At 59.5% G+C, this 25,493-nt stretch carries 24 protein-coding genes and 1 tRNA gene; 19 read left to right on the top strand and 6 right to left on the bottom strand.

What is annotated here, in order from left to right:
* Window positions 1-57 precede the first annotated feature (57 nt).
* Window positions 58-2,712, top strand: coding sequence for a methyl-accepting chemotaxis protein (locus ACP151_RS11240; RefSeq protein WP_424978989.1), 2,655 nt, complete (start codon window positions 58-60; stop codon window positions 2,710-2,712).
* A 355-nt stretch (window positions 2,713-3,067) separates the two neighbouring features.
* On the opposite strand, the gene ACP151_RS11235 is transcribed toward ACP151_RS11240, so the two are convergent.
* The 3 genes from ACP151_RS11235 to ACP151_RS11225 are packed head-to-tail and all read right to left on the bottom strand — an operon-like array spanning window position 3,068 to window position 6,105.
* Window positions 3,068-4,579, bottom strand: coding sequence for a tripartite tricarboxylate transporter permease (locus tag ACP151_RS11235; RefSeq protein WP_424978988.1), 1,512 nt, complete (start codon window positions 4,577-4,579; stop codon window positions 3,068-3,070).
* A gap of 1 nt (window position 4,580) precedes the next feature.
* A complete protein-coding gene (locus ACP151_RS11230; RefSeq protein WP_424978987.1) occupies window positions 4,581-5,063 on the bottom strand; it encodes a tripartite tricarboxylate transporter TctB family protein in 483 nt (160 codons plus the stop codon).
* 55 nt (window positions 5,064-5,118) lie between these two features.
* The gene (locus ACP151_RS11225; RefSeq protein ID WP_424978986.1) at window positions 5,119-6,105 is read right to left on the bottom strand and encodes a Bug family tripartite tricarboxylate transporter substrate binding protein; all 987 of its coding nucleotides are present in this window, start codon (window positions 6,103-6,105) and stop codon (window positions 5,119-5,121) included.
* A 118-nt stretch (window positions 6,106-6,223) separates the two neighbouring features.
* Here ACP151_RS11225 and ACP151_RS11220 point away from each other — a divergent pair, with 118 nt between their 5' ends.
* From ACP151_RS11220 to ACP151_RS11210, 3 genes are read left to right on the top strand one after another with little or no spacing between them, the layout of a single operon-like run.
* Window positions 6,224-6,889, top strand: a complete 666-nt coding sequence (locus tag ACP151_RS11220; protein ID WP_424978985.1) for a response regulator transcription factor — start codon at window positions 6,224-6,226, stop codon at window positions 6,887-6,889.
* A 37-nt stretch (window positions 6,890-6,926) separates the two neighbouring features.
* Window positions 6,927-8,249, top strand: a complete 1,323-nt coding sequence (locus tag ACP151_RS11215; protein ID WP_424978984.1) for a sensor histidine kinase — start codon at window positions 6,927-6,929, stop codon at window positions 8,247-8,249.
* The gene (locus tag ACP151_RS11210; RefSeq protein WP_424978983.1) at window positions 8,246-9,235 is read left to right on the top strand and encodes an ABC transporter substrate-binding protein; all 990 of its coding nucleotides are present in this window, start codon (window positions 8,246-8,248) and stop codon (window positions 9,233-9,235) included. Before ACP151_RS11215 ends, ACP151_RS11210 begins: the two co-directional genes overlap by 4 nt.
* A 315-nt stretch (window positions 9,236-9,550) precedes the next feature.
* On the opposite strand, the gene ACP151_RS11205 is transcribed toward ACP151_RS11210, so the two are convergent.
* Window positions 9,551-9,934 (bottom strand): hypothetical protein, encoded by a 384-nt coding sequence (locus tag ACP151_RS11205; protein WP_424978982.1) that lies wholly within the window; start codon window positions 9,932-9,934, stop codon window positions 9,551-9,553.
* Window positions 9,935-10,425: 491 nt separating this feature from the next.
* Here ACP151_RS11205 and rpsA point away from each other — a divergent pair, with 491 nt between their 5' ends.
* From rpsA to ACP151_RS11175, 6 genes are all read left to right on the top strand, one after another.
* Window positions 10,426-12,105 (top strand): 30S ribosomal protein S1, encoded by a 1,680-nt coding sequence (gene rpsA, locus ACP151_RS11200; protein ID WP_424978981.1) that lies wholly within the window; start codon window positions 10,426-10,428, stop codon window positions 12,103-12,105.
* 685 nt (window positions 12,106-12,790) lie between these two features.
* Window positions 12,791-13,075 (top strand): integration host factor subunit beta, encoded by a 285-nt coding sequence (ihfB, locus tag ACP151_RS11195; RefSeq protein ID WP_424978980.1) that lies wholly within the window; start codon window positions 12,791-12,793, stop codon window positions 13,073-13,075.
* Window positions 13,075-13,425 (top strand): lipopolysaccharide assembly protein LapA domain-containing protein, encoded by a 351-nt coding sequence (locus tag ACP151_RS11190; protein WP_424978979.1) that lies wholly within the window; start codon window positions 13,075-13,077, stop codon window positions 13,423-13,425. The genes ihfB and ACP151_RS11190 overlap by 1 nt, the downstream gene beginning before the upstream one ends.
* A gap of 7 nt (window positions 13,426-13,432) precedes the next feature.
* Window positions 13,433-14,086, top strand: coding sequence for a phosphoribosylanthranilate isomerase (locus ACP151_RS11185; RefSeq protein WP_424978978.1), 654 nt, complete (start codon window positions 13,433-13,435; stop codon window positions 14,084-14,086).
* A 519-nt stretch (window positions 14,087-14,605) separates the two neighbouring features.
* Complete coding sequence (gene trpB, locus ACP151_RS11180; RefSeq protein WP_424978977.1) at window positions 14,606-15,865, top strand: tryptophan synthase subunit beta; 1,260 nt, start codon at window positions 14,606-14,608, stop codon at window positions 15,863-15,865.
* A 251-nt stretch (window positions 15,866-16,116) separates the two neighbouring features.
* Window positions 16,117-16,383, top strand: coding sequence for a hypothetical protein (locus ACP151_RS11175; RefSeq protein WP_424978975.1), 267 nt, complete (start codon window positions 16,117-16,119; stop codon window positions 16,381-16,383).
* 101 nt (window positions 16,384-16,484) lie between these two features.
* On the opposite strand, the gene ACP151_RS11170 is transcribed toward ACP151_RS11175, so the two are convergent.
* Window positions 16,485-16,862 (bottom strand): DUF2237 family protein, encoded by a 378-nt coding sequence (locus tag ACP151_RS11170; protein WP_424978974.1) that lies wholly within the window; start codon window positions 16,860-16,862, stop codon window positions 16,485-16,487.
* 186 nt (window positions 16,863-17,048) lie between these two features.
* Window positions 17,049-18,146 carry a redox-regulated ATPase YchF gene (gene ychF / locus ACP151_RS11165; protein ID WP_424978973.1) on the bottom strand — a complete coding sequence of 366 codons (1,098 nt, stop codon included), beginning with the start codon at window positions 18,144-18,146 and terminating at the stop codon, window positions 17,049-17,051.
* Between the two features lie 199 nt (window positions 18,147-18,345).
* Here ychF and ACP151_RS11160 point away from each other — a divergent pair, with 199 nt between their 5' ends.
* The 9 genes from ACP151_RS11160 to ACP151_RS11120 all read left to right on the top strand — a co-directional run bounded on the left by ACP151_RS11160 (window position 18,346) and on the right by ACP151_RS11120 (window position 25,453).
* Window positions 18,346-18,843 carry an acyloxyacyl hydrolase gene (locus ACP151_RS11160; protein ID WP_424978972.1) on the top strand — a complete coding sequence of 166 codons (498 nt, stop codon included), beginning with the start codon at window positions 18,346-18,348 and terminating at the stop codon, window positions 18,841-18,843.
* Window positions 18,844-18,947: 104 nt separating this feature from the next.
* Entirely contained in the window at window positions 18,948-19,739 is a 792-nt protein-coding gene (gene trpA, locus ACP151_RS11155; protein WP_424978971.1) for a tryptophan synthase subunit alpha, read from the top strand.
* 140 nt (window positions 19,740-19,879) lie between these two features.
* Window positions 19,880-21,046: an alpha-hydroxy acid oxidase gene (locus ACP151_RS11150; RefSeq protein WP_424978970.1), complete on the top strand. Its 1,167-nt coding sequence runs from the start codon at window positions 19,880-19,882 to the stop codon at window positions 21,044-21,046.
* Window positions 21,047-21,172: 126 nt separating this feature from the next.
* A complete protein-coding gene (locus ACP151_RS11145) occupies window positions 21,173-21,802 on the top strand; it encodes a 50S ribosomal protein L25/general stress protein Ctc (protein WP_424978969.1) in 630 nt (209 codons plus the stop codon).
* Between the two features lie 110 nt (window positions 21,803-21,912).
* Complete coding sequence (locus ACP151_RS11140; protein WP_424978967.1) at window positions 21,913-23,154, top strand: NAD(P)/FAD-dependent oxidoreductase; 1,242 nt, start codon at window positions 21,913-21,915, stop codon at window positions 23,152-23,154.
* Window positions 23,155-23,230: 76 nt separating this feature from the next.
* Entirely contained in the window at window positions 23,231-23,911 is a 681-nt protein-coding gene (gene pth, locus ACP151_RS11135) for an aminoacyl-tRNA hydrolase (protein ID WP_424978966.1), read from the top strand.
* A 31-nt stretch (window positions 23,912-23,942) separates the two neighbouring features.
* Window positions 23,943-24,863 carry a nucleoside hydrolase gene (locus tag ACP151_RS11130; RefSeq protein ID WP_424978965.1) on the top strand — a complete coding sequence of 307 codons (921 nt, stop codon included), beginning with the start codon at window positions 23,943-23,945 and terminating at the stop codon, window positions 24,861-24,863.
* A gap of 177 nt (window positions 24,864-25,040) precedes the next feature.
* A complete protein-coding gene (locus tag ACP151_RS11125; RefSeq protein WP_424978963.1) occupies window positions 25,041-25,202 on the top strand; it encodes a hypothetical protein in 162 nt (53 codons plus the stop codon).
* A 161-nt stretch (window positions 25,203-25,363) separates the two neighbouring features.
* Window positions 25,364-25,453 (top strand) — tRNA-Ser (locus ACP151_RS11120).
* The last annotated feature ends 40 nt before the right edge of the window (window positions 25,454-25,493 follow it).

Raw genomic sequence — 25,493 nt, 5'->3', positions numbered from 1 at the left:
TGCGCCGCAGAAATGGCCCGGGAGCGCAAGATACGGGCAAAAGGCTTGGGTGATAGTATGAGTTCTACGAAAGACCTCCCGGTCAAAGGCAGGTTTCGGCTGTTCTCCAGCATTGGCGCCAAAATAACGCTGATCTTGATGGCAATGGGGGCCACAGCCGCGGTTGGCGGCGTTCTGGTTACCCTGGTGTTTGCCCAGGCGGGCCGCCAGATGGAGATCCTGACCGGTGAGAAGGTACCGCAGCTGGAACTCAGCAGTGCCTTGGTCAATGCAGCCAGCAAAACCAAGAACGCAATGATTGGTGTTCTGCAGTCGCAAGCCGGCGATCAGTTGGCAGTGGCCGAACAGGAGGCTGCTGAAGCCATCGCAAATCTTGAAAGCACAGTTGGCAGCCTGTCCGGCGCTGAGCGCGATCAGTTTGCCCAAGGCGCAGCTGCGGCATCGGCAATGCTGCACAATCTGATCGCCGCTCGCCAGGGCGCGTTTCGGAACCAGCATGGCATCGACCAGCAGATTGCCAGCCTGCAAACCCTGAGCCAGGCCTTGCAGCAAAAGCTGGTTACAGTGGCATCCGAGGCACGCATCGGGCTGCAGGCCGGCGGTGAGCAAACCATTGACCAGGTTGATGCGGTTCTGGAAAATCTTGTGATACATGAATTCGGTGCGGTCCAGGAGCTGATGGAGGCGCGGGCGGATATCAGCATCCTGTCCGGTGCGGCACTGTCGCTCAGCTACGTGCGCGACGCAGCGACCAAGCGGACTCTCAGAAAAGTGGCGCAGGACTCGCTGGAGCGGATCGCCCCGGTGCTGGCAAGGCTTGAGGAGCTGGGCCTGGATGCTTTCCGGGGCAAGAAGGTGCGCAGCGGTATAGAAATGTTTGAGAAAACCCTGACGGCCAGCAGCAGCGAGCTGCGGGGGATGCGCAAAAAGGTGATTACAGCGCGCAATGCCAGCGTGCGTCCGCTGACCAAGGCTATGGACCGCAAAGTGGCGGCTTTGGCTGAGGCTGCGGCCCAGGCAGGGGCAGACAACAGAAGTGCAATTCAGGACTTGCTGGACAATCAGGTCGGGGTGCTTGGGAAACTGCTTGAAATCAATGGCTCAATCAACGCGTTCCAGATTGCGGCGATGGAAGTGGCCGGTGCCGCCAGTATTCCTGCGGCATCCGCAGCTGCAGAGCCTTTGCAGCAGGCCGCGCGCGTGCTGCAGGGCTTCACCGGGTTCAACGGTGGGGTTTTCGCGTCTGAACTGGAAGGGATGATTGCGCTGGCGGTTTCAGAGCAGGGGCTGCCTGTACTGAAGATTGCCTCCTTAGAGGCCGCGTCAGCCGCTGCGGACGCCACTATGGCAACGGTGGAGGCGGTGCTTGAGTTTGCGGGCGGCGCAACCGCTCTGGGCAACGAAAGCCAGCTGGAAATCGCCTCGATTGCCGGAGGTCTGGCGGCTGACGTAGCAAATGCCCAACGGCAGTTGCAGATCCTGGCGGCGGTCGCTGCCGGGGTGTTCGTGCTGGCTCTGATCTTGGCCCGTATCCTGATCCTGCGCCCGCTGTCGGACATCAGCGGCACAACGGAACGGCTGGCGGCAGGCAACTTGCGCCCGGTAAAGGGCTACGAGCGCTCCAGCGACGAGATCCGCAGGATTGCTACGGCCTTGGCTGTGTTTCGCGACGGGCTGGTGGAAAAGGCTGAGGTTGAAGCCGCCGCCAACGAAGAACGCAATGCGCACCTGGCAGAACAGACGGTCGCCGTGACTGCTATTGGCAAGGGGCTGGAGCGGCTGTCCCAGGGGGATCTGACGATCCGCATCCACGAAGAGATGGGGGAAGGCTATGCCAAGCTGCGCGACGATTTCAACGCGGCGCTGGAACAACTCGAAGCTTCGGTCCGCAGTCTCAGCGCCAACGGTCAGTCCATCGTCGGCGTCAGTGCTGAAATCTCCGCCGCTTCTAACGATCTGTCAGAGCGTTCCGAACGCACTGCCCAGACCCTGGCGGGCACCGCTGCAGCAGTGAATCAGCTGTCGGTTTTGATCACCGGCACTGCTCAGGCCTCGGGCGAGGCTTCCGCGTCTGTTGAAGCGGCCCGGCGCAACGCGACCGACAGTATCGAAGTGGTAAAGCGCACCTATGGCGCCATGGAGGCGATCAAAGAAAGCTCAGAGAAAATTTCCCGCATCATCGGCATGATCGAGGCGATTGCCCAGCAGACCAATCTGCTTGCACTGAACGCCGGTGTCGAAGCCGCCCGCGCCGGCAACGTCGGCAAAGGTTTTGCAGTTGTTGCCTCGGAGGTCCGCACCCTTGCGCACCGTTCCAAAGAGGCGGCGACTGAAATTGCCGCTCTTGTGGATGAAGCGGGTCAAAACGTTGAGCTGGGCGCCGATCTGGTTGAACAGACCCGCGCAGCCATCAGCGAAATCTCAGGGTCTGTTGTCAGTGCTGCAGATCTGATGAAAACGATTTCCGAAGCGTCCTCTGAACAATCCGGCAGCCTGCAGGAAATCAACTCTGCGATGGCCAACCTGGACGACGCCACCACCCGGAATGCCGGCTTGTTTGAGGAAGTCACCTCTTCCAGCCACGGGCTGTCCAAGGAAGCGCAGGCTATGGCCAGTGCTCTTGGGGCTTTCCGCACAGATTCTGCCACGGCGGAACCGACTTGGGAGGAAGCGGAGCAGCCCGGCAACGACGACTGGCGGCTGCAAGCGTGAATCCACCTTGCCGCGTGCCCTGTGCCGGACGCAACCGGGCGCTGTCGCATCCTCAAACCATTCAAAGTCTTAACTGGCAACAATCCTCTGAATGATGAGGAGAGGTGCATGGTTTTGCCCTTGGTGTAAAATATGTTTTAAAGCAGGGGCTTGATGGCATGTTGAAGGGCGGAGCTTGCCTCTCAGTCTATGAGGAATTTCGGTGCAACAGCCACTGCGGCCTTCTCTGGGTCAGGGTTTACCAACGCGGCCCAAGGTTGCGACAAGGCGAAATCTCGCAGCATGGCCCGCATCAAAAACCATAAGCGAAGTGCTTTTGGCCGATGGCCACCGAATGTCAGCTTTGAAAGCGGTGTCAATCACCGTCGGCGACGCCTTGTGCTTTGGCCCGAGAGCGGCGGGCGCGATAGCTGGGAAGGGCAACCAGCAGACCGGCAATGACCAGAAGCCCAAGTGTCATTGGGCGTTCCCAAATGAATGCGATCCCATCGTAAAGCTGCATTGAACGGGCGAAATTGTCTTCTAGCATGCCTCCCAGAATGAAGCCGATCAGTAGCGGTGCCAGCGGATAGTCGGCAAATTTAAGCGCAGTGGCGCAGATGCCGAAAGCAACCAGCAGTAACAGCTCTGTCGCGTTGTTCTGGCCGATGTAGGCCCCCATCAGGGTGAAGAACAGGATGAACGGTATCAGGTAGTTGCGAGGGATGGTCAGCACTTTGGCGATATAGGGGATCAGCGGCAGGTTCAGGATCAGAAGCACCAGATTGCCGATGAACATCGAGGCAATGACCGCCCAGAAAATCTGGGGCTCGTCGATCATCAGGCGTGGGCCTGGCGTGACATTAAGTGCGATCAGAGCGCCCAACAGAATGGCCGTGGTGCCGGAACCAGGAATACCAAGCGTCAATAGTGGCACAAACGATCCCGTACAGGCGGCGTTGTTGGCGGTTTCCGGCGCGGCAAGCCCCTTGATCGAGCCTTTGCCGAATTCTTCCTGCTCCTCCTTGGGCGCGATATTGCGTTCGACGGCGTAGCCCAGGAAACTGGCAATCGTGGCCCCGGCACCGGGCAGGACACCGATGAAGAAGCCTTGCAGAGACTGGCGTCCAACAACTGGTGCAATGGCCCGGGCCTCTTGGCTGGTGATGCGCAGGTTTTTGATTTCACTGCTTTCGCCGGATGTGGTTTTCGGTTTCAAAACAAGGAACAAAGCTTCGGGCAAGGCAAACATCGCCATGGCAAGGGTGATGAAGCCGAAGCCCGATTGCAGATCCATCAGGCCCATCGTGAAACGCGGCATGTTAAACAAGGCGCCTTCGCCGACCGTGGCAAGGATCAGGCCGAGGATCGTCATCATCAGCGCCTTGGCGACCTGGCCGGACCCGGCAAATGCGGCAATCGCCGACAGGCCAACCACCATCAGGGCGAAATACTCGGCGGAATGGAACAGCAATGCGACGGTAGACAGGGCTGGTGCGAAGACCATCAAAAGAAGCGCGCCGATCGTGCCGCCGGCGAAACTGGCGATTGCGGCAATGGTCAGGGCCTTGCCGGCCTTGCCCTGCCGTGCCATCGGATAGCCATCAAAGCTGCTGGCCACTGTTCCAGCCACCCCGGGTGCGTTGAGCAGGATCGATGAAGTCGAGCCGCCGAAAATCGCGCCATAGTATACTCCGGCCAGCAGGATCAGTGCGGCGGAAGGATCGCCCATCGAGATCGCAACCGGTATCATTATGGCGATGATCGACATAGGCCCGAGGCCTGGCAACATGCCGATAAACGTGCCGATCAGGCAGCCGCCTATGACCATCAGAAGATTTTGAATGGAAAAGGCCGTTTCCAGACCGATTAAAAGTCCTTCGAGCATGTCAACCTCCCATTCCAAACGGCAGCGGGCGCAGGTAGATGCCTAGTACCTGCTGCACCAAGTACCAGACGATACCGGTGGCGATCAGAGCAACTGGCACCATCATGAGCCATTTCCGTTCGCCGAGAATGACCGGGCCAAGGACCAGAAAGCCCGCGGTGGAGAGCAAAAAGCCCAACGGGCGCAGGCACAGCGCATAGATCACCATCAGCCCCAGAAGCATCAGTGCCTGCCCAAGGTGGTAATCGCCAAGACGGCGGTAGTCGATATCCGGTTCTTTGAACGCGCTCTTTTCAAGGCCGAGCACGATGACCATGGAAACAAGGATGCCGAGAAGCGACAGGAGCTTGGGGAAGGTGCTGGGCCAGATCGGGTTGCGCCGCATGAAAGGCGCCAATCCGCTGTCCATGGTGAACCATGCCGCATAGCCATAGGACAGGCAGATGCCCAGAAGTATCAGTCCGATCCAGCGATCCAGTGCCATTTTTTCTTCCTCTGTTGGATCGGCAGAGCGGTTGTCCGCTCTGCCATAGTCAGCTTCAGAGGAAGCCGAGTTTCTTCATCAGATCGCCAATGACCTTTTCCTGCTCTTCAAGGAAGGTTCTGAAGTCATCGCCTGAATTGTGGATGTTGACCCAGCCGTTGCGTGCCCGGACTTCTTCCCATTCGGGGGTGTCGTACATCTTGGTCAGGGCCTCCTGGTACATGGCCAGCTTGTCTGCGGGCAGACCGGGAGCACCAAAGAAACCGCGCCAGTTGACGAAAGTAGTATCGATCCCCTGTTCCTTCATTGTCATGGCATCTGGCGCTGCGGCAACACGGTCCGCTGAGGTCACGCCGATGATTTTCACTTCACCGGCCTTGGCCAGATCAACCGCTTCGGAAAAGCCGGTGGAGAGCGCCGCGATTTCACCGGATAGCAGGGCCGCCATCGCCTTGCCGCCCGCGTCATAGGGGATGTATTTCACGCCCAAAGCATCCTTGCCGGCCGCTTCCATCACCATCGCGGCGACAAGGTGGTCCATGCCCCCGGGAACCGAGCCACCACCGATCGCCGTGGCACGCGGGTCGGCGTCATAGGCGGCCATCAGGTCGGCCATGGAATTGATCGAGCTGTCTTTGCCGACAACCATGGCCGCATAGTCACCGATGGTACCGGCCACCAGCGTCAGGTCGCGGAAATTGTGCGGGAACACCCCGGTCAGCGAGCGGATCACGATCGGAGTCGAGTTGACCATCAGCGTGCCATGCTGGCTGTCCGCATTCTCGATCATGTAGCCGATGGCTTTGCCGCCACCGCCCCCCGACATGTTTTCATAGGATGCTGTGCCAACGATCCCGGACTTGGTCAGGGCCTCGCCAGTGCCGCGCGCGGTGCCGTCCCAGCCACCACCGGCACCGCCGGGGATCAGGAAGTGCAGGCTGTCGAGAACTTTTTGCCCATCTGCGAGTGCCGGTGTTGAAAAACCCATTGCGGCAACAGCGCCTGCGATCAATGCGCGGCGGCCGAATTTGAATGTCGTCATAACTCTCTCCCATTTGACAACTGGCCCGAAGGCGGCACAGTTGAGGCAAGACAAGCACACCAACCTGACACAAACCTGTCATGTGCCCGCAAACGTTCGCCGGGTCCTGGAAAGGGCGATGAAGTTTCTATTGATCGAAGACAATCAAGAGCTGGCTCATGCGGTGATGAATCGTATGCAGTTGGATGGCCATGTTATTGACCACGCACCGAATATTTCGGACGCGGTGGCGTTTTCCGACACGGGTGACTATGACTTGATCTTGCTGGACATCATGCTACCCGATGGAGATGGGCGCGATTTTCTGACCCGTCACCGGGCCGGGGAAAAGGACACACCGGTGATCGTTCTGACTGCGCGGTCACAGGTGTCGGACAGAATCAGCATGTTGGATATGGGCGCAGACGACTATGTCACCAAGCCCTTCGATCACGCCGAATTGCAGGCCCGATGCCGTGCCGTTCTGCGCCGCAAGGCGCGCACCGCGCAATCGGTGATCCGGCGCGGGAATGTCGCGCTTGATCCGGTGGCCGGACATATCGAGGTGGCCGGAAAGACTGTCACGCTGCGCAATCGAGAATTCCGGCTGCTTGAGCTGCTGTTCAACGCACCGGGTCAGGTGTTTTCAAAGCAGAAACTGGTCGACCGGTTGTTTTCCTATGACGATGACGTGTCCGAGAATGCAGTCGAAGTATATATCGCCCGGCTTCGCAAACACCTTGATCCATCGAATGTGAGCATCACAACGCTGCGCGGTTTTGGGTATCGGCTTGATCATGGCTGAGACGGCCAACACATCCGGATCGTTGCGCGGACGCTTGATGATCACTTTGATTGGCGGCGCAGCGATCCTGACGGTGGTTCTGTTCCTGGTGGTGCGCAGCTTTTCCGCTCAGATAGCGCAGCAAAGTCAGGACAATGTCCTTGGAGCTTCGGCACGATCCATCCTGGATGCTGCGGTGATCCGTGACGGCCAGGTCGAGGTGGATTTCCCCTATGCTTCGTTTTCAATGCTGAGCACACCATCTGACGACCGGATTTTTTATGTCATATACCAGGATGACAAGGTGCTTTCTGGATATCATGATCTGCCCTTGCCGACATTGCTGGACGACCCGGACACGAAGTTTCTTACCAACTCTTACCTTGATGAAACCGTGCGGCAGGCTGTAGTCTCAAGGCAGCTTGTCGGCGCAGGTCTGCGCACGCGGATCACCGTTTCTGTTGCCCAGACGCAGGAAAACTTTGCGGGTACGCTTGCCCGAATATCGCGCAATGCGTTGATCTTCGGGGCCGGTTTTTTCTGCCTGTCGCTGCTGCTGGCACTCTGGACCACGTCAGCCACCATCGGTCCGCTGCGGCGATTGGCAAATTCGGTGGCGCAACGCGGTCCCAAGGATTTGCGCCCGATCGCGAAACCTGTTCCATCCGAAATGGCGCCACTGGTGTCGTCGCTGAACACATTGATGGGCCGTTTGGGCCAGTCCTTAAACCAGTCAGAAGAGTTTATAGCAGAGGCTGCTCATCGGGTCCGCACCCCTTTGGCCACCGTGCGGTCCCATGCCGAAGCAACGCTGCACCGGGTCGACAAGGAGGACAACCGAAACGCGCTCAAAGCAATGATCCGGGCCATCGATGAAAGCTCGCGCGCAGCAGGGCAGCTGCTTGACCATGCTATGATCACCTTCCGGACCGATCACCTTGAACGTCACGAGGTTGATTTCGCGGCGTTGGTGGATGACGTGATCGACCGGCTGAACCCGGTTGCCGAAATGAAGGATGTCGAATTCACGACACGTGGCGACCGCCCCATCATCGTATCGGGTGACCCCATCCTTTTGCAAAATGCGGTGCGCAACCTTATCGACAACGCTTTGAAATATTCGCCCAGCGAAAGCGAGATTGCGGTTGAACTGCGGGCGACCCCATCACCGCGCCTGATCCTGCAAGATCAAGGCCCAGGTTTTGTGCCGGAAGAAATCGAAACCTTGTCAATGCGGTTTACGCGTGGCCGCAACGCGCAGGGCACTGTTGGTTCGGGTCTTGGATTGGCCATCGCACAGGACGTGGCCATGGCCCATGGCGGGGCGCTGGTATTGGAAAACCGCAAGGAAGAGGGCGCATGCGTTACGTTTTCACTTTGATTCTGCTGATGTCCGCTACACTGGCAGGTGCTGCTGACTGGGAAGACCAGCAAGTGTTCAATCCCGGTGATGGGCGGCAAGTGCTTCGCGTGATATCCAACACGGATACGTCTGTATTCCTGCCGATCCTTGAGGGATATCTGGCCAAGAACCCGGATGTCAGTATTGCCTATTTCGTGGCCAGTTCCCAAGAAGTGTACGAAAGGTTTCGCAACGCACCGGAACAATTTGATCTGGTGATTTCGAGCGCGATGGATCTGCAGCTCAAGCTGGTAAATGATGGCTTTGCGCAGCGTGTCGAAAATGTGCCTCATCCATCATGGGCACAATGGCGAGAGAGCCTGTTCGGCTTTACCCGTGAACCTGCCGCCATCGTCATCAACAGGGATGCCTTTTCCGGTCTCGCTATCCCGCGTTCACGACAGGAATTAATCGAGATCCTGCGTGCCCACCCTGACAGGTTTCGCGCCCGCGCCGGAACCTATGACATCCGCCAGTCGGGGCTGGGTTATCTGTTCGCCACACAGGACGCGCGCGCCTCTGAAACCTATTGGCGGCTGATGGAAGTGATGGGGAGCCTGCAAGCGCGGCTTTACTGCTGTTCCGGCGACATGATCGATGATTTGGCGAGCGGGAAACTGGCAGTTTCGTACAATGTTCTGGAAAGTTATGTTTCGGCGCGGACGGACATTCCGGAAACCATCCAAGTCATCCTGCCTTCGGACTTTCCAACGACCATGATGCGCACTGTGTTTGTCGCACGCGAGGCGGCAAGTTTTCAGCAGGCAATAGATTTCGTGAAGTATTTGTCAGCAACCACGCTGCGTGGACCGGACCTTGACCGTTTTGCCCTACCAGCATTGGGTGTGGAAACAAATTTGGGTGCACAATCCACTATCACGCTGGATCCGGGGTTGATGATCTTTCTGGACGATTTGAAACGGAGAACCTTCATCGCGGAATGGGAAAACGCAGTTATTCAGTAACAGAATTGCAGACGTTCATAGGTTGTGCCGCATTCGGTGCTTTGGGCAGATTGCGTTGAAAAACGCGTTGTTTTGGCGGCCAGCACGAGGCAGACTTTACTTCTTGGGACAGATCTCTTCCATTTTCATGTCTCCACCATCCCCGCTCGCGCCTCTCGTTCCTCCGGTGGCGAAGCCCGCTCTGATTTGCTCCGCGAGAGGGTTGCGGCGGACATTGCCTGAAGCCTTTTCCAAAAGGCACAGCGGGCGGAACTTGGCCATCCGTCAGCACTGCTCTGCCTTATGTCAGCCGACAGATCATTCCGGGAAAGGTCTTTAATCTCCTGATTGTGGCCTATACTGATGAAAGGATAGTCGTTTAAGGCTCGGCTTCAGCGGCATTTTCAGTGCTGCAGACAGGAGTGTTTTTGCCGGGAAAAGTTTGAGTAAATGTATACATCGGATTTCGCCGCCGGAGATTTGCAGCCGGAGCAGAAAAGTGTCTACTTCTCTTGGCTTAGCGCCTTGCAGGACGGCATTTTTCCGTAGCTGACTGCGTTCGGCCTGCCCAGCACGCAAACTGCCCTGGACGTTCTGTCCATCTACGAAATCGAACGTTGCAAAGCTGGCGCTGCCACGGACTTCAAGGCGCTTTACGCCCGCACCAGAAACAGCGACACGCTGCGGAACAAATATGTCGGAACCCGATTGTCCGAACATGCCGGTTTCGGGCCGGGGTCGATGATGTGGGGGTGCTTTTGCGAGATGGCAGAAAACCCGCGGCCTCTGCTGGTTTCGCTGCCGTATGTCGGTGCATTGCCGGGCTATCACTGCACATCTGAGATCTACCTTCCGTTGCTCGGGGAGCAGGGGAGAGCTGATTATGTGTTTGTCGGCGTGGTCCTACTGTCGGCGCAACACTGCGATCAGTAAGCCGAACATGCCCTTCAGGATTGCATGACAAGTTGCGTTTCGCCTTGCCCGGCAGGGCTTTTCCCTTGCGTGCATCCGGGAATCCGCCTATATCGCGCGCTGTCAGAACATGGGCGGCAAACGTCCGGGCGGCATATCTGAGCAGGGCTGGGGACTACCTCGGCCCTTTGTGTTTGTTTGATCAGATATGCTCCGGGCCACGTTCTGGACTGGCTTAACCAAGACCGGCGGAGACAACCGCCCGGCCAGAAACACTAGTAAAGGAAACCTGAGACCTCATGGCTCAAAACGTATCAATGGAGGATTTCGAAGCCCTCCTGAACGAAAGCTTCGAAATGGACACCCCGGACGAAGGTTCGGTTGTCAAAGGCAAAGTACTGGCAATCGAAGCCGGTCAAGCCATCATCGACGTCGGCTACAAAATGGAAGGCCGCGTTGATCTGAAAGAATTCGCAAACCCCGGCGAAGCGGCTGAAATCGCAGTCGGCGACGAAGTGGAAGTGTTCCTGCGCGCCGCCGAAAACGCCCGTGGCGAAGCTGTCATCTCCCGCGAGATGGCGCGCCGCGAAGAAGCCTGGGACCGCCTGGAAAAAGCCTACGCAGACGATCAGCGCGTCGAAGGCGCGATCTTCGGCCGCGTCAAAGGCGGCTTCACCGTCGACCTTGGCGGCGCTGTTGCCTTCCTGCCCGGCTCACAGGTTGATGTGCGCCCCGTGCGCGACGCAGGCCCGCTGATGGGTCTGAAGCAGCCGTTCCAGATCCTGAAGATGGACCGCCGTCGTGGCAACATCGTGGTGTCGCGCCGTGCGATCCTCGAAGAGTCCCGCGCCGAGCAGCGCGCCGAAGTCATCGGCAACCTGTCCGAAGGCCAGGCAGTAGACGGTGTCGTCAAGAACATCACCGAATACGGTGCGTTTGTTGACCTGGGCGGCGTTGACGGCCTGCTGCACGTCACCGACATGGCATGGCGCCGTGTGAACCACCCGTCCGAGATCCTGACCATCGGCGAAACCGTCAAGGTTCAGGTTATCAAGATCAACAAAGAGACTCACCGCATCTCCCTCGGCATGAAGCAGCTGCAGGAAGATCCGTGGGATCTGGTTGGCGCCAAGTACCCGCTGTCCTCCGTGCACAAGGGTCGCGTCACCAACATCACTGATTACGGTGCATTTGTTGAACTGGAGCCGGGCGTCGAAGGTCTGGTTCACGTTTCCGAGATGTCCTGGACAAAGAAGAACGTCCACCCGGGCAAAATCGTCTCCACTTCTCAGGAAGTCGACGTCATGGTTCTGGAAATCGACGGTGCCAAGCGCCGCGTGTCCCTGGGCCTCAAGCAGACCATGCGCAACCCGTGGGAAGTCTTCTCCGAAGCCAACCCGGAAGGCACCGAAGTCGAAGGCGAAGTCAAGAACATCACCGAATTTGGTCTGTTCATTGGCCTCGACGGCGACATCGACGGCATGGTTCACCTTTCCGACCTGTCTTGGGACGAGCGCGGCGAAGATGCGATCCAGAACTACCGCAAGGGCGACATGGTTTCGGCCGTTGTTTCCGAAGTGGACGTTGACAAAGAGCGCATCTCGCTGTCGATCAAAGCTCTGGGTGGCGACAAATTCGCAGAAGCGGTTGGCGGCGTGAAGCGCGGCTCGATCGTGACCGTGAACGTGACGGCCATCGAAGACGGCGGCATCGAAGTGGAATATGAAGGCATGAAATCCTTCATCCGCCGCTCCGACCTGTCCCGTGACCGTGCCGACCAGCGCCCCGAGCGTTTCAGCGTGGGCGACAAGGTCGACGTGCGCGTCACCAACGTCGATTCCAAAACCCGCCGCCTGGGCCTGTCCATCAAGGCGCGTGAGATCGCGGAAGAGAAAGAAGCAGTGGAACAGTACGGCTCCTCGGACTCCGGCGCATCGCTGGGCGACATCCTGGGCGCCGCACTGAAGTCGGGCGACTAATCTCCCCGGCCTCACGGTTTTAAAACGGAAAAGCCCCGCAGCAACTGCGGGGCTTTTTTGTGGACATATGTCCCAATGCATGCCCCGGTGCGCCACAGAGCATCATGTGCTGCACATTTGATATGCTGGGGCGCTGTGCTATTTTCATCCGATGCATGCAGAAGCCCTTTGTTGGCGAAGCTTTTGTTTCAACCCTATGGAGGCGCAGGCTGTGGCCGCAATGCAGTGATGGAGCCAGACTACTGTGTCAATTTCTACCTCAGCCCTTCCAGATCTCAGGACGCTTTTGCAGGTCGGTACTTCTGCTGATGGAGGTGATGATCGTCTGGGGGCTCTGGAGAAAACATGGTGTTTGGTAGTACAGGGGCGGCGCTGTTGTCGTTCATAGCGCAGGCTTGATCAAATTTTTTGGGGTCTGCCAGCGCTTTCGATCACTGCGGAATACTTCGATTTCGGCTAGGAGTTTTTGCGAATCAATGGCTTTCAGCCCGCCTCGGCTGCACACGCTGCATCGCAGCAGGATTGGCAGGCTCCGGATTTTGATGATGGCAGACACAAAAAAGAGCAAAATCACAGGTCAGTTTGCCTCATGCCGATGCGGCATTTTGTTCCCACACGGCAGAGTTTTCCCTATACTCTCAGAATAATAGCCAAAACACACCGGCATCCTGGGAGGAAAAAGAACATGATCCGCTCTGAGTTGATTCAGAAGATTGCAGACGAAAACCCGCACCTGTATCAGCGGGATGTGGAGAGGATCGTGAACACGGTGTTCGAGGAAGTAACTGATGCCATGTCCCGCGGCGACCGGGTCGAACTGCGTGGCTTCGGTGCCTTTTCGGTCAAGAAGCGGGACGCGCGCACCGGTCGCAACCCGCGCACCGGCGAAACGGTCGAAGTCGATGAAAAACATGTGCCGTTCTTCAAGACGGGTAAACTCTTGAGGGACCGCCTGAACGGGAAATCCTGATGCGTTACATTCGCTACGCGGTTCTTGCAGCTCTGGCCATTGTGCTGGTATCGGTAGCCTTGGCCAACAGAGCCTCTGTTGAACTGAAACTGATGCCTGACGCCTTTGCCGAACTGGCCGGATTCAACCATGGCATTTCGCTACCATTGTTTGTGGTGGTGTTGGGCGGGGTTGGCGCCGGGCTGGTGATCGGATTCCTGTGGGAATGGTTGCGCGAGCACAAGCACCGCAGCGAAGCAGCTCAGAAGACACGCGAAGCACGCAGGCTGAACCGTGAAGTGACCCGTCTCAAGAAACAAAAGAACGAAGGCAAGGACGAAGTTCTGGCACTTCTGGAAGACGCAGGCTGAAACAGCCATGTCAGACATCCGGGTCAAGATCTGCGGGTTGAAAACCCCGCAGGATGTGGCTGCTGCTGCCGCGGCAGGGGCGGCCTATGCAGGGTTTGTCTTCTTCGCGAAGTCACCGCGCAACGTGAGCGCCGAACAGGCCGCCGCATTGGCCGTTGAGGCGCCCATCGGCCTGTGCAAAGTGGCTCTGACGGTCAATGCTACCGATGCAGAGCTGGATGCCATCACTGGAGCGGTGCCGCTCGACATGCTGCAGCTTCACGGGAAGGAAAGCCCGGAACGTGTGGCTGAGGTCCGCACCCGCTATGGCCTGCCCGTCATGAAGGCTGTGGGCATTGCGGATGCCGCCGACATGCCGCAGATCGCGCTGTATGAACAGGTGGCCGACCAGTTGCTGATCGACGCCAAGCCGCCCAAGGACGCGGAACTGCCGGGCGGCAATGGGCTTGCCTTCGACTGGCGTCTGCTGGCGGGCCGCAAATACTGGCAGAGACCTTGGATGCTGGCCGGAGGGCTGACACCCGACAACCTGGCAGAGGCGGTCCGCATGACCGGGGCGCGGCAGGTCGATGTCTCTTCCGGTGTAGAAAGTGCACCGGGTGAAAAAGACAAAAGCCTGATCGAAGCCTTCACCAAGGCTGCTCAGGCCGCCCGCGGCTGAGGGCTCGTGGAGCCGCGGCCTTCTGCCTTTGTGGCTGGGGCGGGATTTGAGTATTTGAGGAAAGATGAAATGACCGGGCCTGCGTCTTCATCTTTCTAAAAATACTCACGGCGCATCAGTCGCGCCATGGAACGCCGTCAAGATGTTGCACACTCCACGCGTGCTGGTCTCACAAGGTTTTACGCGGCGCCTGCCACATTGTTTCCTGATCAGCGTCATCTGCCGGGGCTGACACCTCAAGCACCTTGGAACAGGGCCCTTTTGCAGGAACGATCAGAGATAACGTTCAGTGTGCAGCAGGAAACCCCGTCCCGCTTTCGCCTCCTTGGTGGCAGTGCCATTCTATATCTTCCAGTCTTTGTAGACAGGCGGTATGGCGCTTCGGAACTGGCAGGCATCGGCAGGGCAGGGGCCTTGGCCGGGCGTCACCGGTTGGGCTATTTCCCTTGACCAAGCCCCTTTACCAAGGCACCGCCGCGCTATAGTCATGGCGGGCGCTGCGAAAGTGAGGAAAGAACCATGGCCGACGATCTTTTCAACAGCTTCATGAACGGTCCGGATGAACAGGGCCGCTTTGGCATCTTCGGCGGGCGTTTCGTCTCTGAAACCTTGATGCCGCTGATCCTGAGCCTTGAAGAAGAATACAACAAAGCCAAGGATGATCCTTCCTTCTGGGCCGCGATGGACGACCTGTGGAAACATTATGTCGGCCGGCCCAGTCCGCTGTATCACGCGGAGCGCCTGACTGCAGAACTGGGCGGCGCCAAGATCTATATGAAGCGCGACGAGCTGAACCACACCGGCGCGCATAAGGTGAACAATGTGCTGGGTCAGATCCTGTTGGCGCGGCGCATGGGCAAGACCCGCATCATTGCCGAAACCGGCGCAGGACAGCACGGCGTGGCCACCGCGACCGTCTGTGCCAAGTTCGGCCTCAAGTGCATTGTCTACATGGGCGCCCATGACGTGCAGCGTCAGGCGCCGAACGTCTTTCGCATGCGGCTTTTGGGCGCTGAAGTGGTTCCGGTCCAGTCGGGCCGCGGCACCCTGAAGGATGCGATGAATGATGCGCTGCGCGACTGGGTGACCAATGTGAACGATACGTTCTATTGCATTGGAACCGCGGCCGGCCCGCACCCCTATCCGGCGATGGTGCGTGATTTCCAGTCGATCATCGGCAAGGAAGTCCGCTGGCAGCTGGCTGAGCAGGAAGGCGAAGGCCGCCTGCCGGACACAGTGATCGCGGCGATCGGTGGCGGTTCCAATGCCATCGGCCTGTTTTACCCGTTCCTGGATGACTCTTCGGTCAATATCATCGGAGTCGAAGCCGGTGGCAAAGGGGTGGACGACCGGATCGAGCATTGTGCCTCGCTGACTGGCGGCCGTCCTGGTGTCCTGCATGGCAACCGCACCTATCTTCTGCAGGATGCGGATGGCCAGATCATGGACGGATATTCGATCTCGGCGGGGCTGGACTATCCGGGCATCGGCCCCGAGCACTCCTGGCTGCATGAATCGGGGCGCGCGCAATATGTCTCGATCACGGACAAAGAGGCGCTGGAAGCCTTCCAGCTCAGCTGCCGCACCGAAGGTATCATTCCGGCGCTGGAGCCCAGCCACGCGCTGGCCCATGTGACCAAGATCGCGCCGAAGCTGCCCAAGGACCATATCATTGTCATGAACATGTGTGGCCGCGGCGACAAGGACGTGTTCACGGTGGCCAAGCACCTGGGCTTTGACATGTCCGACACCGAAGAGGGCCGCAGCTTCGAGGAGTGACGGGTTTCTGTAGGACAGTTACGGGCTATTTTTAAGCGGCACCTCTGAAAGAGGTGCCGTTTTCTGTTGCGGAGTGGAGCGCGGGGGGACAGGCTTTTGGCAGCCCCGGGCTGCCGGTAATGCTGCCGGATAAACCTGCGGTCTACCGGCGTTCAGCCCCTGGGCAGAAGCAGATAAACCAAAGTTCAATGGCTTGTGAACGCTTTGCGTGGCTCCATATGTGCGGCAGTATAGACGCTGGAAGGATGCCCATGACCCCGCAAATGCCTTGCCTGAAACTGACGCCTGGCCGAGGGCCGCAATGCCCGCAACAGCTGCGCAGTGCGTTGGAAGTCAAACTGTCCCGCCTTGGCTATGGCCGCATCTGCTTTATCGAGGAGGGAGCGGATCTTTTGGTAACGGCCCGCAAGGGGGATCTGGTGCTGGGCGCAGTTTATGACGTGCCCAGCGGTGCGCTGATGGCACAAAACACCTGGCAGGCAGGGGGCGCGGGTGATCCGGATCTTTTGGCCGGGTGATGGCAAGGCGATGGCCGCGCCAGGCCATGCAGAGCAGCGGTAGCAGCTGTGTGCCTGTGTGACGGAAGCAGCCCGGTGTTTTGCAGCCGGAAAGGGACGGCTCAGGCCGGGTCGGCCGCGTAGCTTTGCAGCACGTTCAGTGGCACAATTTCAAGCGCCCGGGCATGTGTGGCTTCCAGATGGACCTTGGGCGCGCAGCCCTCGTCCGCGGCCTGCAGGAACCGCGCAGCGCAGAGGCACCAGCGGTCACCGGGCTGCAGGCCTGTGAAATCGAACTCGGGCCGCGGCGTTGACAGGTCGTTGCCGACGTATTTGGAGAAGGCGAGAAACTCTGCTGTGGTCACCACGCAGACTGTACGGCTGCCATGATCATCGGCGCAGGTGTTGCAATGCCCGTCGCGGAAGAACCCTGTTACCGGTTCGGTGGAGCAGGGCGCCAATGGGCCGCCAAGAACATTGATGCTTTTGTCTTTTTCCATTGAGGGCCTGCCCTTGCTGCGTGCTTCTGTAACTGTAGAGCGATTGCGCCGCCCGTCCCGGGGTTTCCAGCCTCCCGGATTATCCGGTGCAGCATTGACCTATGCGCCCGCAAAAGGCAAACCGCCCGCCAGCATAGCTGACGGGCGGCAGGAATTTCCACTCTGACAGGGGCGAAAACCCGCGTGTCAGGTGTTGAACAGGAAGTGCAGCACATCGCCGTCCTTGACGACGTAGCTCTTGCCCTCGGCCCGCATCTTGCCGGCTTCCTTGGCGCCCTGTTCGCCATCACAGGCGATAAAGTCGTCATAAGCAATGGTTTCGGCCCGGATGAAGCCTTTCTCGAAATCACCATGAATCACGCCTGCGGCCTGCGGCGCTGCAGTGCCTGCGCGGATGGTCCAGGCGCGTGCTTCCTTGGGGCCAACGGTGAAATAGGTTTCCAGGTGCAGCAGCTCGTAGCCGGCGCGGATCAGACGGTCGAGGCCGGCCTCGGCCAGGCCCATCTCCTCGAGGAACATCTGGGCTTCATCGCTGTCCAGCTGGCTGATCTCTTCTTCGATCTGGGCTGAGATGATCACATGGCTGTTGCCCTGTGCCGCGGCCATTTCCGCAACCTTGGCAGAGTGCGCGTTGCCCTCAACTGATTCCGACTCGCCCACGTTGCAGACGTAGAGGACCGGCTTGGTGGTCAAGAGCTGCAGCATCTTCCAGGCCTTGGCGTCCTCGGCGTCGACCTCGACCAGGCGGGCGGGCTTGCCGTCTTCCAGCATTGCCTGTGCGGCGGCCAGCAGGCGGTCCTGCTGCTGGGCTTCCTTGTCGTTGCCCTTCAGCTTGCGGACCAGGTTGGCACGGCGCTTTTCGATGCTTTCCAGATCGGCCAACATCAGCTCGGTTTCGATCACTTCGGCATCGGTCACCGGATCGACGCGGCCGTCCACATGGGTCACATCGCCGTCTTCGAAACAGCGCAGCACATGGGCGATGGCATCCGTTTCACGGATGTTGGCCAGAAACTGGTTGCCCAGGCCTTCGCCCTGGGAGGCGCCTTTTACCAAGCCGGCGATATCGACAAATGTCATCCGGGTCGGGATGATCTGCTTGGACTGTGCGATCGCCGCCAGCTTGTCCAGTCGCGCGTCCGGCACGCCCACTTCACCCACGTTGGGTTCGATGGTGCAGAACGGAAAGTTGGCCGCCTGCGCCGAGGCGGTTTTGGTCAGCGCGTTGAACAGCGTCGATTTGCCAACATTCGGCAGGCCGACGATTCCCATTTTAAAGCCCATTCCGGCCTCCTGATACCACTTGGGAGCTGCTTCTAGGCAGCATTGAGCCCCCGTGCAAGGCGCCAGTGGGTGCAACAGGGCCACAAACGGCATTGGTGCCCGGATGCACATGTCTCTGTGAGTTGCATCCAGAGGCTTAGAAATCGATAAGCATTCAAAGCATGTTCGATTGAGCCAGAAGATTCTTTGTGAGGGGCAAATGAAGAAGACAGCAATTCTTGCGGCAGCCCTGTCAGCCGCTGTGACCCTGCCGGCAACGGCCCAGGAAGTGACGTTGGGTCTGGGTTACTCCGATTATCACCGCGAAATTGCCGAAGATGGTGCGCAGTTCGCCATCGAATACCTGCATAACCCGTTTTTTGAGAAGGGCCGCCTGTCGGCCCGGTTCGGGGCGACGCTTGAAGCGCAGGAAACCGGGGATGTTTTTGCAGGCGTCGGCATCAGCAGTGTTGTGGACCTGAACAACGACTGGTTCATTGAGACCAGCGTGATGCCGGGCGCCTACTCCGAGAGCAGCGCAGGCAATGATCTGGGATCTGCTTTCGAGATCCGCAGCCTGTTTGCCGTGGGAAAGCGCTTTGACAACGGCAAGGCCGTGTCGCTGGCTTTTAGCCACAAGTCGAATGCCTCGACCGCGGATGAGAATCCGGGCGTAAACTCGCTGACCCTGCGCTGGCATATCCCGCTGGGCCGCTGAACCCGGCCTGTCGCGTCTGTCTGCCGGGCTGCCATGCGGCCCGGGATTGATTTCCCGCGCAACATTCGGCACACCGGGGCGGACAGATTGCAAAAGGCCCGCCCATGACCCGTATCGATGCCAAATTCGCCGAACTGAACGCCGCCGGCAAGAAAGCCTTTGTCACCTATGTGATGGCAGGCGATCCGGACTATGACACCTCGTTGGAGGTGGTAAAGGGGCTGCCGGGCGCGGGCGTTGACATCATCGAACTGGGCTTGCCGTTCACCGATCCCATGGCTGACGGGCCGACCATTCAGCTGGCGGGCCAGCGGGCGCTTGACGGCGGCATGACCCTGGAGAAGACGCTGCAGCTGGCTGCTGATTTCCGCAAGGGTGATGACACCACCCCGATCGTGCTGATGGGGTATTATAATCCGATCTATAACCGTGGCGTGGACACTTTCCTGGCGGACGCCAAGGCGGCGGGCATTGACGGGCTGATTGTGGTGGATCTGCCACCTGAGGAAGACGATGAACTGTGCATCCCGGCGCAGAAGGCTGGGCTGAACTTCATCCGTCTGGCCACCCCGACAACCGATGACGCACGCCTGCCCAAGGTGCTGCAGAATACCTCGGGCTTTGTCTATTACGTGTCAATCACAGGCATCACTGGTGCGGCTGAGGCCGAGGCCGGCAATGTGGGCCCTGAGGTGGCCCGCATCAAGGCTGCGACTGATCTGCCGATCATCGTAGGGTTTGGCATCAACACGCCGGAAAAGGCGCAGAACATCGCCTCGATTTCGGATGGTGCGGTCGTGGGCAGTGCCATCGTCAGCCAGATCGGCGCAGGTAAATCCCCGGCAGAGGTGCTGGCGTTTGTGAAATCACTGGCGGACGGCGCCCATAAGGGCTGAGGCTCTTCGACATTCAAGTTCGGAAGAAACCGCGCCTTAGGGTGCGGTTTTCTTGTTTTGGGGCGGCGAATGGTGGGCGTTGCTTTTGCTTGCATCAATTGGTAAATAAACTTTACCAAAAATGATCGAAAGAGAAGCCAGTGCCGGTGATCACCAATATCAACGACCTGAAGCGCATCTATGAACGCCGTGTGCCGCGGATGTTCTATGACTATGCGGAAAGCGGCAGCTGGACTGAACAGACCTTCCGCGAAAACACGTCGGACTTTGAACAGATCCGGCTGCGGCAGCGGGTGGCGGTGGACATGACAGGACGCACCACCGCCAGCCAAATGATTGGCCAGGATGTGGCGATGCCGGTGGCGCTGGCGCCTGTGGGGCTGACGGGCATGCAGCACGCTGATGGTGAAATCAAGGCAGCCCGCGCTGCAGAAGCGTTCGGCGTGCCGTTCACGCTTTCGACAATGTCCATCAACTCGATCGAGGAGGTGGCGGAAATGACCGACAAACCCTTCTGGTTCCAGCTTTATACGATGAAGGATGAGGATTACATCCGGCGCCTGATCCAGCGCGCCAAGGATGCGAAATGCTCGGCGCTGGTGATCACGCTGGATTTGCAGATCCTGGGCCAGCGGCACAAGGATTTGAAAAACGGGCTGTCCGCGCCGCCCAAGCTGACGCCTGCCACCATTGCCAACCTGATGACGAAATGGACCTGGGGCCTGCAGATGCTGGGCGCCAAGCGGCGCAACTTCGGCAATATCGTGGGGCATGTGCATGGGGTCTCCGACACTTCGCAGCTGGGCGCCTGGACCGCAGAGCAGTTCGATCCGGCCCTGGACTGGGGCAAGGTCGAAAAGCTGATGGAGATGTGGGGCGGCAAGGTGATCCTGAAGGGCATTCTGGACGCTGAGGATGCCAAGATGGCCGCCAAACTGGGCGCCGATGCCATCGTGGTGTCGAACCACGGCGGACGGCAGCTGGATGGGGCGCTGAGCTCGATCCGGATGCTGCCGGAAATCATGGAGGCCGTGGGCAGCGATGTGGAGGTGCATCTGGACAGCGGCATCCGGTCCGGCCAGGACGTGCTGAAGGCGCTGGCGCTGGGTGCCAAAGGCACCATGATCGGGCGGGCCTTTGTTTACGGGCTCGGCGCGATGGGCCAGCAGGGCGTGACCGCGGCGCTGGAGGTGATTCGCAAGGAGTTGGACACCACCATGGCGCTGTGCGGAGAGCGGTCTGTAGAAGGGCTGGGTCGCCATAATTTGCTGATCCCTGAGGATTTCGGCGGGCGCTGGCAGGAATAGAGCCTCTGGCAGGCAGCGCAGGTCGCATTGCCCCTTCCAAAACGGCATCAACCGGTCTATAGGCACGGCTTCACGCGGGGTGACAGCCTTGGAGGCACCCCGCCCTAGATATATTGGAGAATAGACATGGCAAAAGAGATTCCTGATCTCGTCGCCGAAGTACGTGCGGGGACGGGCAAGGGCGCCGCTCGCGCTGCGCGCCGCGCAGGCATGGTTCCGGGTGTTGTATACGGCGGCGACGTCGATCCAGTTGCGATCCAGATCCCGTTCAACGTGCTGCTGAAAAAGCTGAAAGCCGGCCAGTTCAAGTCCACCCTGTGGAACCTGAAAGTGGAAGGCCATGAAGACGTGCGCGTGATCTGCCGCGATGTTCAGCGCGATGTGGTGAAGGACCTGCCGACCCACCTCGACCTGATGCGTCTGCGCCGCACCTCGAAAGTCAACCTGTTCATTCCGGTTGAATTCATCAACGAGGACATCGCACCCGGCATCAAAAAGGGCGGCATGCTGAACGTGACCCGCCCCGAGGTTGAGCTGGTTGTGACCGCTGGTGACATCCCCGAGAAACTGGTTGTCGACATGGCAAACCTGAAAATCGGCGACGTTGTCACCATCTCGTCGATCGAGTTGCCGGCCGGCGCCAAGCCGACCATCGACCGCGACTTCGTGATTGCCAACATCGCATCCCCGGGCGGCCTGACCGCATCGGATGATGACGAAGGCGAAGAAAGCGAAGCGGAAGCCGCTGAAGCATAAATCCACCGCCCTTTGGGCTTGGATGTAAACGGGGTCCTTCGGGGCCCCGTTTTTGTTTGACTTTTCGTTGGCTGGCTGTCCCATTTTCCTCAGAGCCGGAGGAAACAGCTATGGCGGATTACGACATTGCCGTTGCAGGGGCGGGCGCCGTGGGTATGAGCTGTGCCTTGTGGGCGCAGATGCGCGGACACAGGGTGCTGCTGATTGATCCGGAAGATCCGGGGTCGGGCGCCAGCTATGGCAATGCCTGCACTCTGGCGACCTATGCCTGCCAGCCGGTGAACACCCCTTCGGTGTTGACCTCGCTGCCCAGTCTGATGTTCTCCAAGAACAGTCCTCTGTCGCTCTCTTATGCCCACGCGCTGCGCAATCCGCGATGGATGCTGTCGTTCCTGGCAAACTGCCGGGCCGGGCCATCGCAGCGGATTTCGGGCCATCTGGCGGATCTACTGGCCCATGCCGACGCGGGGTACAATCCGCTGATTGAGGCGGCAGGCGCACAGGATCTGGTGGTGGAGCGTGGCCAGCTGACAGTCTGGTCAACTGAGAAAGCTGCGCGGGCGGCCAGTGCCGGGCTCGAGCGCCGCCGCAGCCTGGGCGTGCCCTGGCGCGAAGTGACGCCTGAGGAAGCCTGTGAAATGGAGCCGGGCCTGCGCATTCCGGTCAAACGCGCGGTGCATTTTCACGCCGCCCGGCACCTGCGCGACCCGCTGGCGTTCATCACGCGGATGCACAAAGCTTTCACAGAGCTGGGCGGCGCAACCCTGTGCGCCAAGGCAGAGGCCGTGCGTGCGGGCGGAACCGGCGTGGAGCTGCACGCAGGCGGGCAAGTGCTCATTGCGGGCCGCGCGGTGATTGCCAGCGGCGCGTTTTCAAATCAGATCAAGGGGGCAGGCACCGAAGCGCTGCCGCTTGGCACCGAGCGCGGCTACCACCTGATGTTTGAAACCGAGGCACACCGGGTGACGCGGCCGGTGGGGTGGGGGGAGGCCGGATTTTATGCGGTGCCTCATGCCAAGGGATTGCGGTTGAGCGGCACGGTGGAGATTGCCGCCCTGGACGCGCCAGTAAACCGCGAGCGTCTGGCCTATATCGCCCGCATGGGGAACCAGATGCTGGGGCCGCTGCCGGAGCCGGACAGCGAATGGCTAGGCCGCCGTCCCACGATGCCGGACTCACTGCCGGTGATCGGCCGCAGTCCGCAGTCAGAACGGGTGCTTTATGCCTTTGGGCATCAGCATGTCGGGCTGACCCTAGGCGGCATAACCGGGCGGCTGATCACTGATCTGGCAGAGGGTCGCCAGCCCAATATCGATCTCGCGCCTTTTGCTGCGGACCGGGCCTATGCCTGATCCTGTCGGCCTCTGGATTCCGGCGGCCAAATGGGGCATCACTCGGGGTCTGTAGAAACACACGCGGGCAGATCCCATGAAACTCTTTGTCGGCCTTGGCAATCCCGGCCCGAAATATGAGCGCAACCGCCATAACATCGGCTTTATGGCGCTGGACCGGATCGCTGAGGATCACGGGTTTTCCCCGTGGAAGTCCAAGTTCCAGGCGCTGCTGAGCGAAGGCAAGCTGGGCAGCGAAAAGGTGCTGCTCTTGAAGCCGCAGGCCTTCATGAATCTTTCGGGCCAGTCGGTGGGCGAGGCGATGCGGTTTTACAAGCTGACGCCTGCGGATGTGGTGGTGCTGCATGACGAACTGGATCTGGCGCCGGGCAAGGCGCGGATGAAACAGGGCGGTGGTCATGCGGGCCACAATGGCCTGCGGTCAATCCACTCGCATATAGGCGCGGACTACGGCCGGGTGCGGCTGGGGATCGGCCATCCGGGCCACAAGGATGCGGTGGCGGGCTACGTGCTGCGCGACTTCCCCAAGGCGGACGAAGACTGGCTGGACGATCTGATGCGCGGCATCTCGGACGGAGCAACGGAGCTGGCGCGCGGCGACGGCGGCAAGTTCATGAATGCGGTGGCCCTGCGGGTGGCACCGCCGCGCAGCTCTACCACCAAGCCCAAGGCAGAGGCCAAGGCAGGCAAGGCCGAAAAAGAGCCTGCGTCGGATACGCGTTCGGCAATGGAAAAACTGCTCGACAAGTTCAAGTAAGCACAGGTCAAAGGGCAAAAGAGGCAGGCAGATGGTAAAACTGATTATCGACACGGATCCGGGCATCGATGATGCGATGGCGATCTTTTATGCTGCGGCGGCTCCGGACATCGATTTGCTGGGTTTGACCACGATCTTTGGCAATGTGACCACCGCGACAGCCACCCGCAATGCGCTGCGGTTGCTGGAGGCGGCGGAGCTGGAGGTTCCTGTGGCTGCAGGCGCAACCGCACCACTGGTGCTGCCGCCGTTCAAGCCTTCAGCCCAGGTGCACGGAGAAGAGGGCTTTGGCGGCATTCCGGCGGCGGAACCCAAGGGTAAGCCGCTGGAGGAAGACGCTGCGGATTTTCTCTGCCGCATGGCGCGCGCATACAAAGGGGAGCTGGTGGTCTGCCCGATCGGCCCGCTGACCAATATCGCACTGGCGATGCAGCGGGATGCAGAATTCATCAGGAACGTGAAGTCCATCGTGATCATGGGCGGCTCTTTGGAGGAAGGCGGCAATATCACGCCGCACGCCGAGGCCAACATCTATCATGACCCGCACGCAGCTGATGTGGTCTGCCAGGGTGGCAGCAAGGTGGTCTTTGTCGGGCTGGACGTCACCCATCGCATTCTTTGCCTGCCCGAGGATTTTGAGGCGATTGCGGCCAAGTCACCGCAATTGGGCGGCATGCTGCAGGAAATGTCGCATTTCTATATCAAGTTCTATCTGGAAGTTGCAGGCCTCAACGGCTGTTCGCTGCATGATCCGGCAGCGGTGATCGCCTGTACCAACCCGGAGCTGTTCGGGATGCGTGAGGTGGCGTTGCAGGTGTCCTGCGAAGGTGAGACTTCCGGCGCGACACAGGCCGCAGCGGACAGCACTCGCGACGCAGTTCAGGTCTGCATGACCGTGGAGGCGGATGCCGTGAAGTCGCTGTTTCTCAAGCGGCTGGCGCTGTTGCCGTAGCACCGCATGGCGGTCTGACGGCCATCGCATGTACCGCTTGGCTCCGGCTGTGCTGCGAACCGCAAACACGATGGCGCCCAGCATGGCTGGGTCAACACGCGCCAGTGCAGTGGCCCGCCGAAGATCACAACGCTCCAGAACGGCGCTGCCCTGTCCCGAATGCGGTGACTGCATCGCGTGACTGCTTTACCTTGGGGGCTGCCCGCCGGATCAAGTGCTGCTGACACGTGCATCCGCGCGGCACTGCAGCAGGAGCCGATTCTGGTGCCGGTCAATGTGTTCAGCGAGTCACAAAGCGTGGCGCCGTTCATGCGGTTCAATATGAGCCGGATGCCGTAAGACGCCTGCAGGAAACCCCCTGCGCAGCTGTAGGCGCCCGGAGACATATGCGCACCCAAAATCCCCATTAAACAGGCCGGAAATCCTTATCTTTCCGGAGGCTGTAAGAAAATTGGAAAAACGCCTTGTCTCTCCGTGTTGCGGCACATATACGGGTCAGCGGAGACGTGGCCGAGTGGTCGAAGGCGCTCCCCTGCTAAGGGAGTAGGCGGGAAACCGTCTCGAGGGTTCGAATCCCTTCGTCTCCGCCATCAACACAAATTACCCTTATTTTTCATAGTGATACTGTAA

It is taken from the genome of Leisingera sp. S232 (genome assembly GCF_049800895.1).
In the GTDB taxonomy this organism is placed as follows: domain Bacteria; phylum Pseudomonadota; class Alphaproteobacteria; order Rhodobacterales; family Rhodobacteraceae; genus Leisingera.
This window is presented reverse-complemented; position numbering and strand designations above follow the sequence as displayed.

What these genes read in the sequence shown, in the direction of transcription:
- ACP151_RS11240 (WP_424978989.1), top strand. Translation starts at nt 58, where the DNA reads ATGAGTTCTACGAAAGACCTCCCGGTCAAAGGCAGGTTTCGGCTGTTC.
- ACP151_RS11235 (WP_424978988.1), bottom strand. Translation starts at nt 4,579, where the DNA reads ATGCTCGAAGGACTTTTAATCGGTCTGGAAACGGCCTTTTCCATTCAA.
- ACP151_RS11230 (WP_424978987.1), bottom strand. Translation starts at nt 5,063, where the DNA reads ATGGCACTGGATCGCTGGATCGGACTGATACTTCTGGGCATCTGCCTG.
- ACP151_RS11225 (WP_424978986.1), bottom strand. Translation starts at nt 6,105, where the DNA reads ATGACGACATTCAAATTCGGCCGCCGCGCATTGATCGCAGGCGCTGTT.
- ACP151_RS11220 (WP_424978985.1), top strand. Translation starts at nt 6,224, where the DNA reads ATGAAGTTTCTATTGATCGAAGACAATCAAGAGCTGGCTCATGCGGTG.
- ACP151_RS11215 (WP_424978984.1), top strand. Translation starts at nt 6,927, where the DNA reads ATGATCACTTTGATTGGCGGCGCAGCGATCCTGACGGTGGTTCTGTTC.
- ACP151_RS11205 (WP_424978982.1), bottom strand. Translation starts at nt 9,934, where the DNA reads ATGTTCGGACAATCGGGTTCCGACATATTTGTTCCGCAGCGTGTCGCT.
- rpsA (WP_424978981.1), top strand. Translation starts at nt 10,426, where the DNA reads ATGGCTCAAAACGTATCAATGGAGGATTTCGAAGCCCTCCTGAACGAA.
- ihfB (WP_424978980.1), top strand. Translation starts at nt 12,791, where the DNA reads ATGATCCGCTCTGAGTTGATTCAGAAGATTGCAGACGAAAACCCGCAC.
- ACP151_RS11190 (WP_424978979.1), top strand. Translation starts at nt 13,075, where the DNA reads ATGCGTTACATTCGCTACGCGGTTCTTGCAGCTCTGGCCATTGTGCTG.
- ACP151_RS11185 (WP_424978978.1), top strand. Translation starts at nt 13,433, where the DNA reads ATGTCAGACATCCGGGTCAAGATCTGCGGGTTGAAAACCCCGCAGGAT.
- trpB (WP_424978977.1), top strand. Translation starts at nt 14,606, where the DNA reads ATGGCCGACGATCTTTTCAACAGCTTCATGAACGGTCCGGATGAACAG.
- ACP151_RS11175 (WP_424978975.1), top strand. Translation starts at nt 16,117, where the DNA reads ATGACCCCGCAAATGCCTTGCCTGAAACTGACGCCTGGCCGAGGGCCG.
- ACP151_RS11170 (WP_424978974.1), bottom strand. Translation starts at nt 16,862, where the DNA reads ATGGAAAAAGACAAAAGCATCAATGTTCTTGGCGGCCCATTGGCGCCC.
- ychF (WP_424978973.1), bottom strand. Translation starts at nt 18,146, where the DNA reads ATGGGCTTTAAAATGGGAATCGTCGGCCTGCCGAATGTTGGCAAATCG.
- ACP151_RS11160 (WP_424978972.1), top strand. Translation starts at nt 18,346, where the DNA reads ATGAAGAAGACAGCAATTCTTGCGGCAGCCCTGTCAGCCGCTGTGACC.
- trpA (WP_424978971.1), top strand. Translation starts at nt 18,948, where the DNA reads ATGACCCGTATCGATGCCAAATTCGCCGAACTGAACGCCGCCGGCAAG.
- ACP151_RS11145 (WP_424978969.1), top strand. Translation starts at nt 21,173, where the DNA reads ATGGCAAAAGAGATTCCTGATCTCGTCGCCGAAGTACGTGCGGGGACG.
- ACP151_RS11140 (WP_424978967.1), top strand. Translation starts at nt 21,913, where the DNA reads ATGGCGGATTACGACATTGCCGTTGCAGGGGCGGGCGCCGTGGGTATG.
- pth (WP_424978966.1), top strand. Translation starts at nt 23,231, where the DNA reads ATGAAACTCTTTGTCGGCCTTGGCAATCCCGGCCCGAAATATGAGCGC.
- ACP151_RS11130 (WP_424978965.1), top strand. Translation starts at nt 23,943, where the DNA reads ATGGTAAAACTGATTATCGACACGGATCCGGGCATCGATGATGCGATG.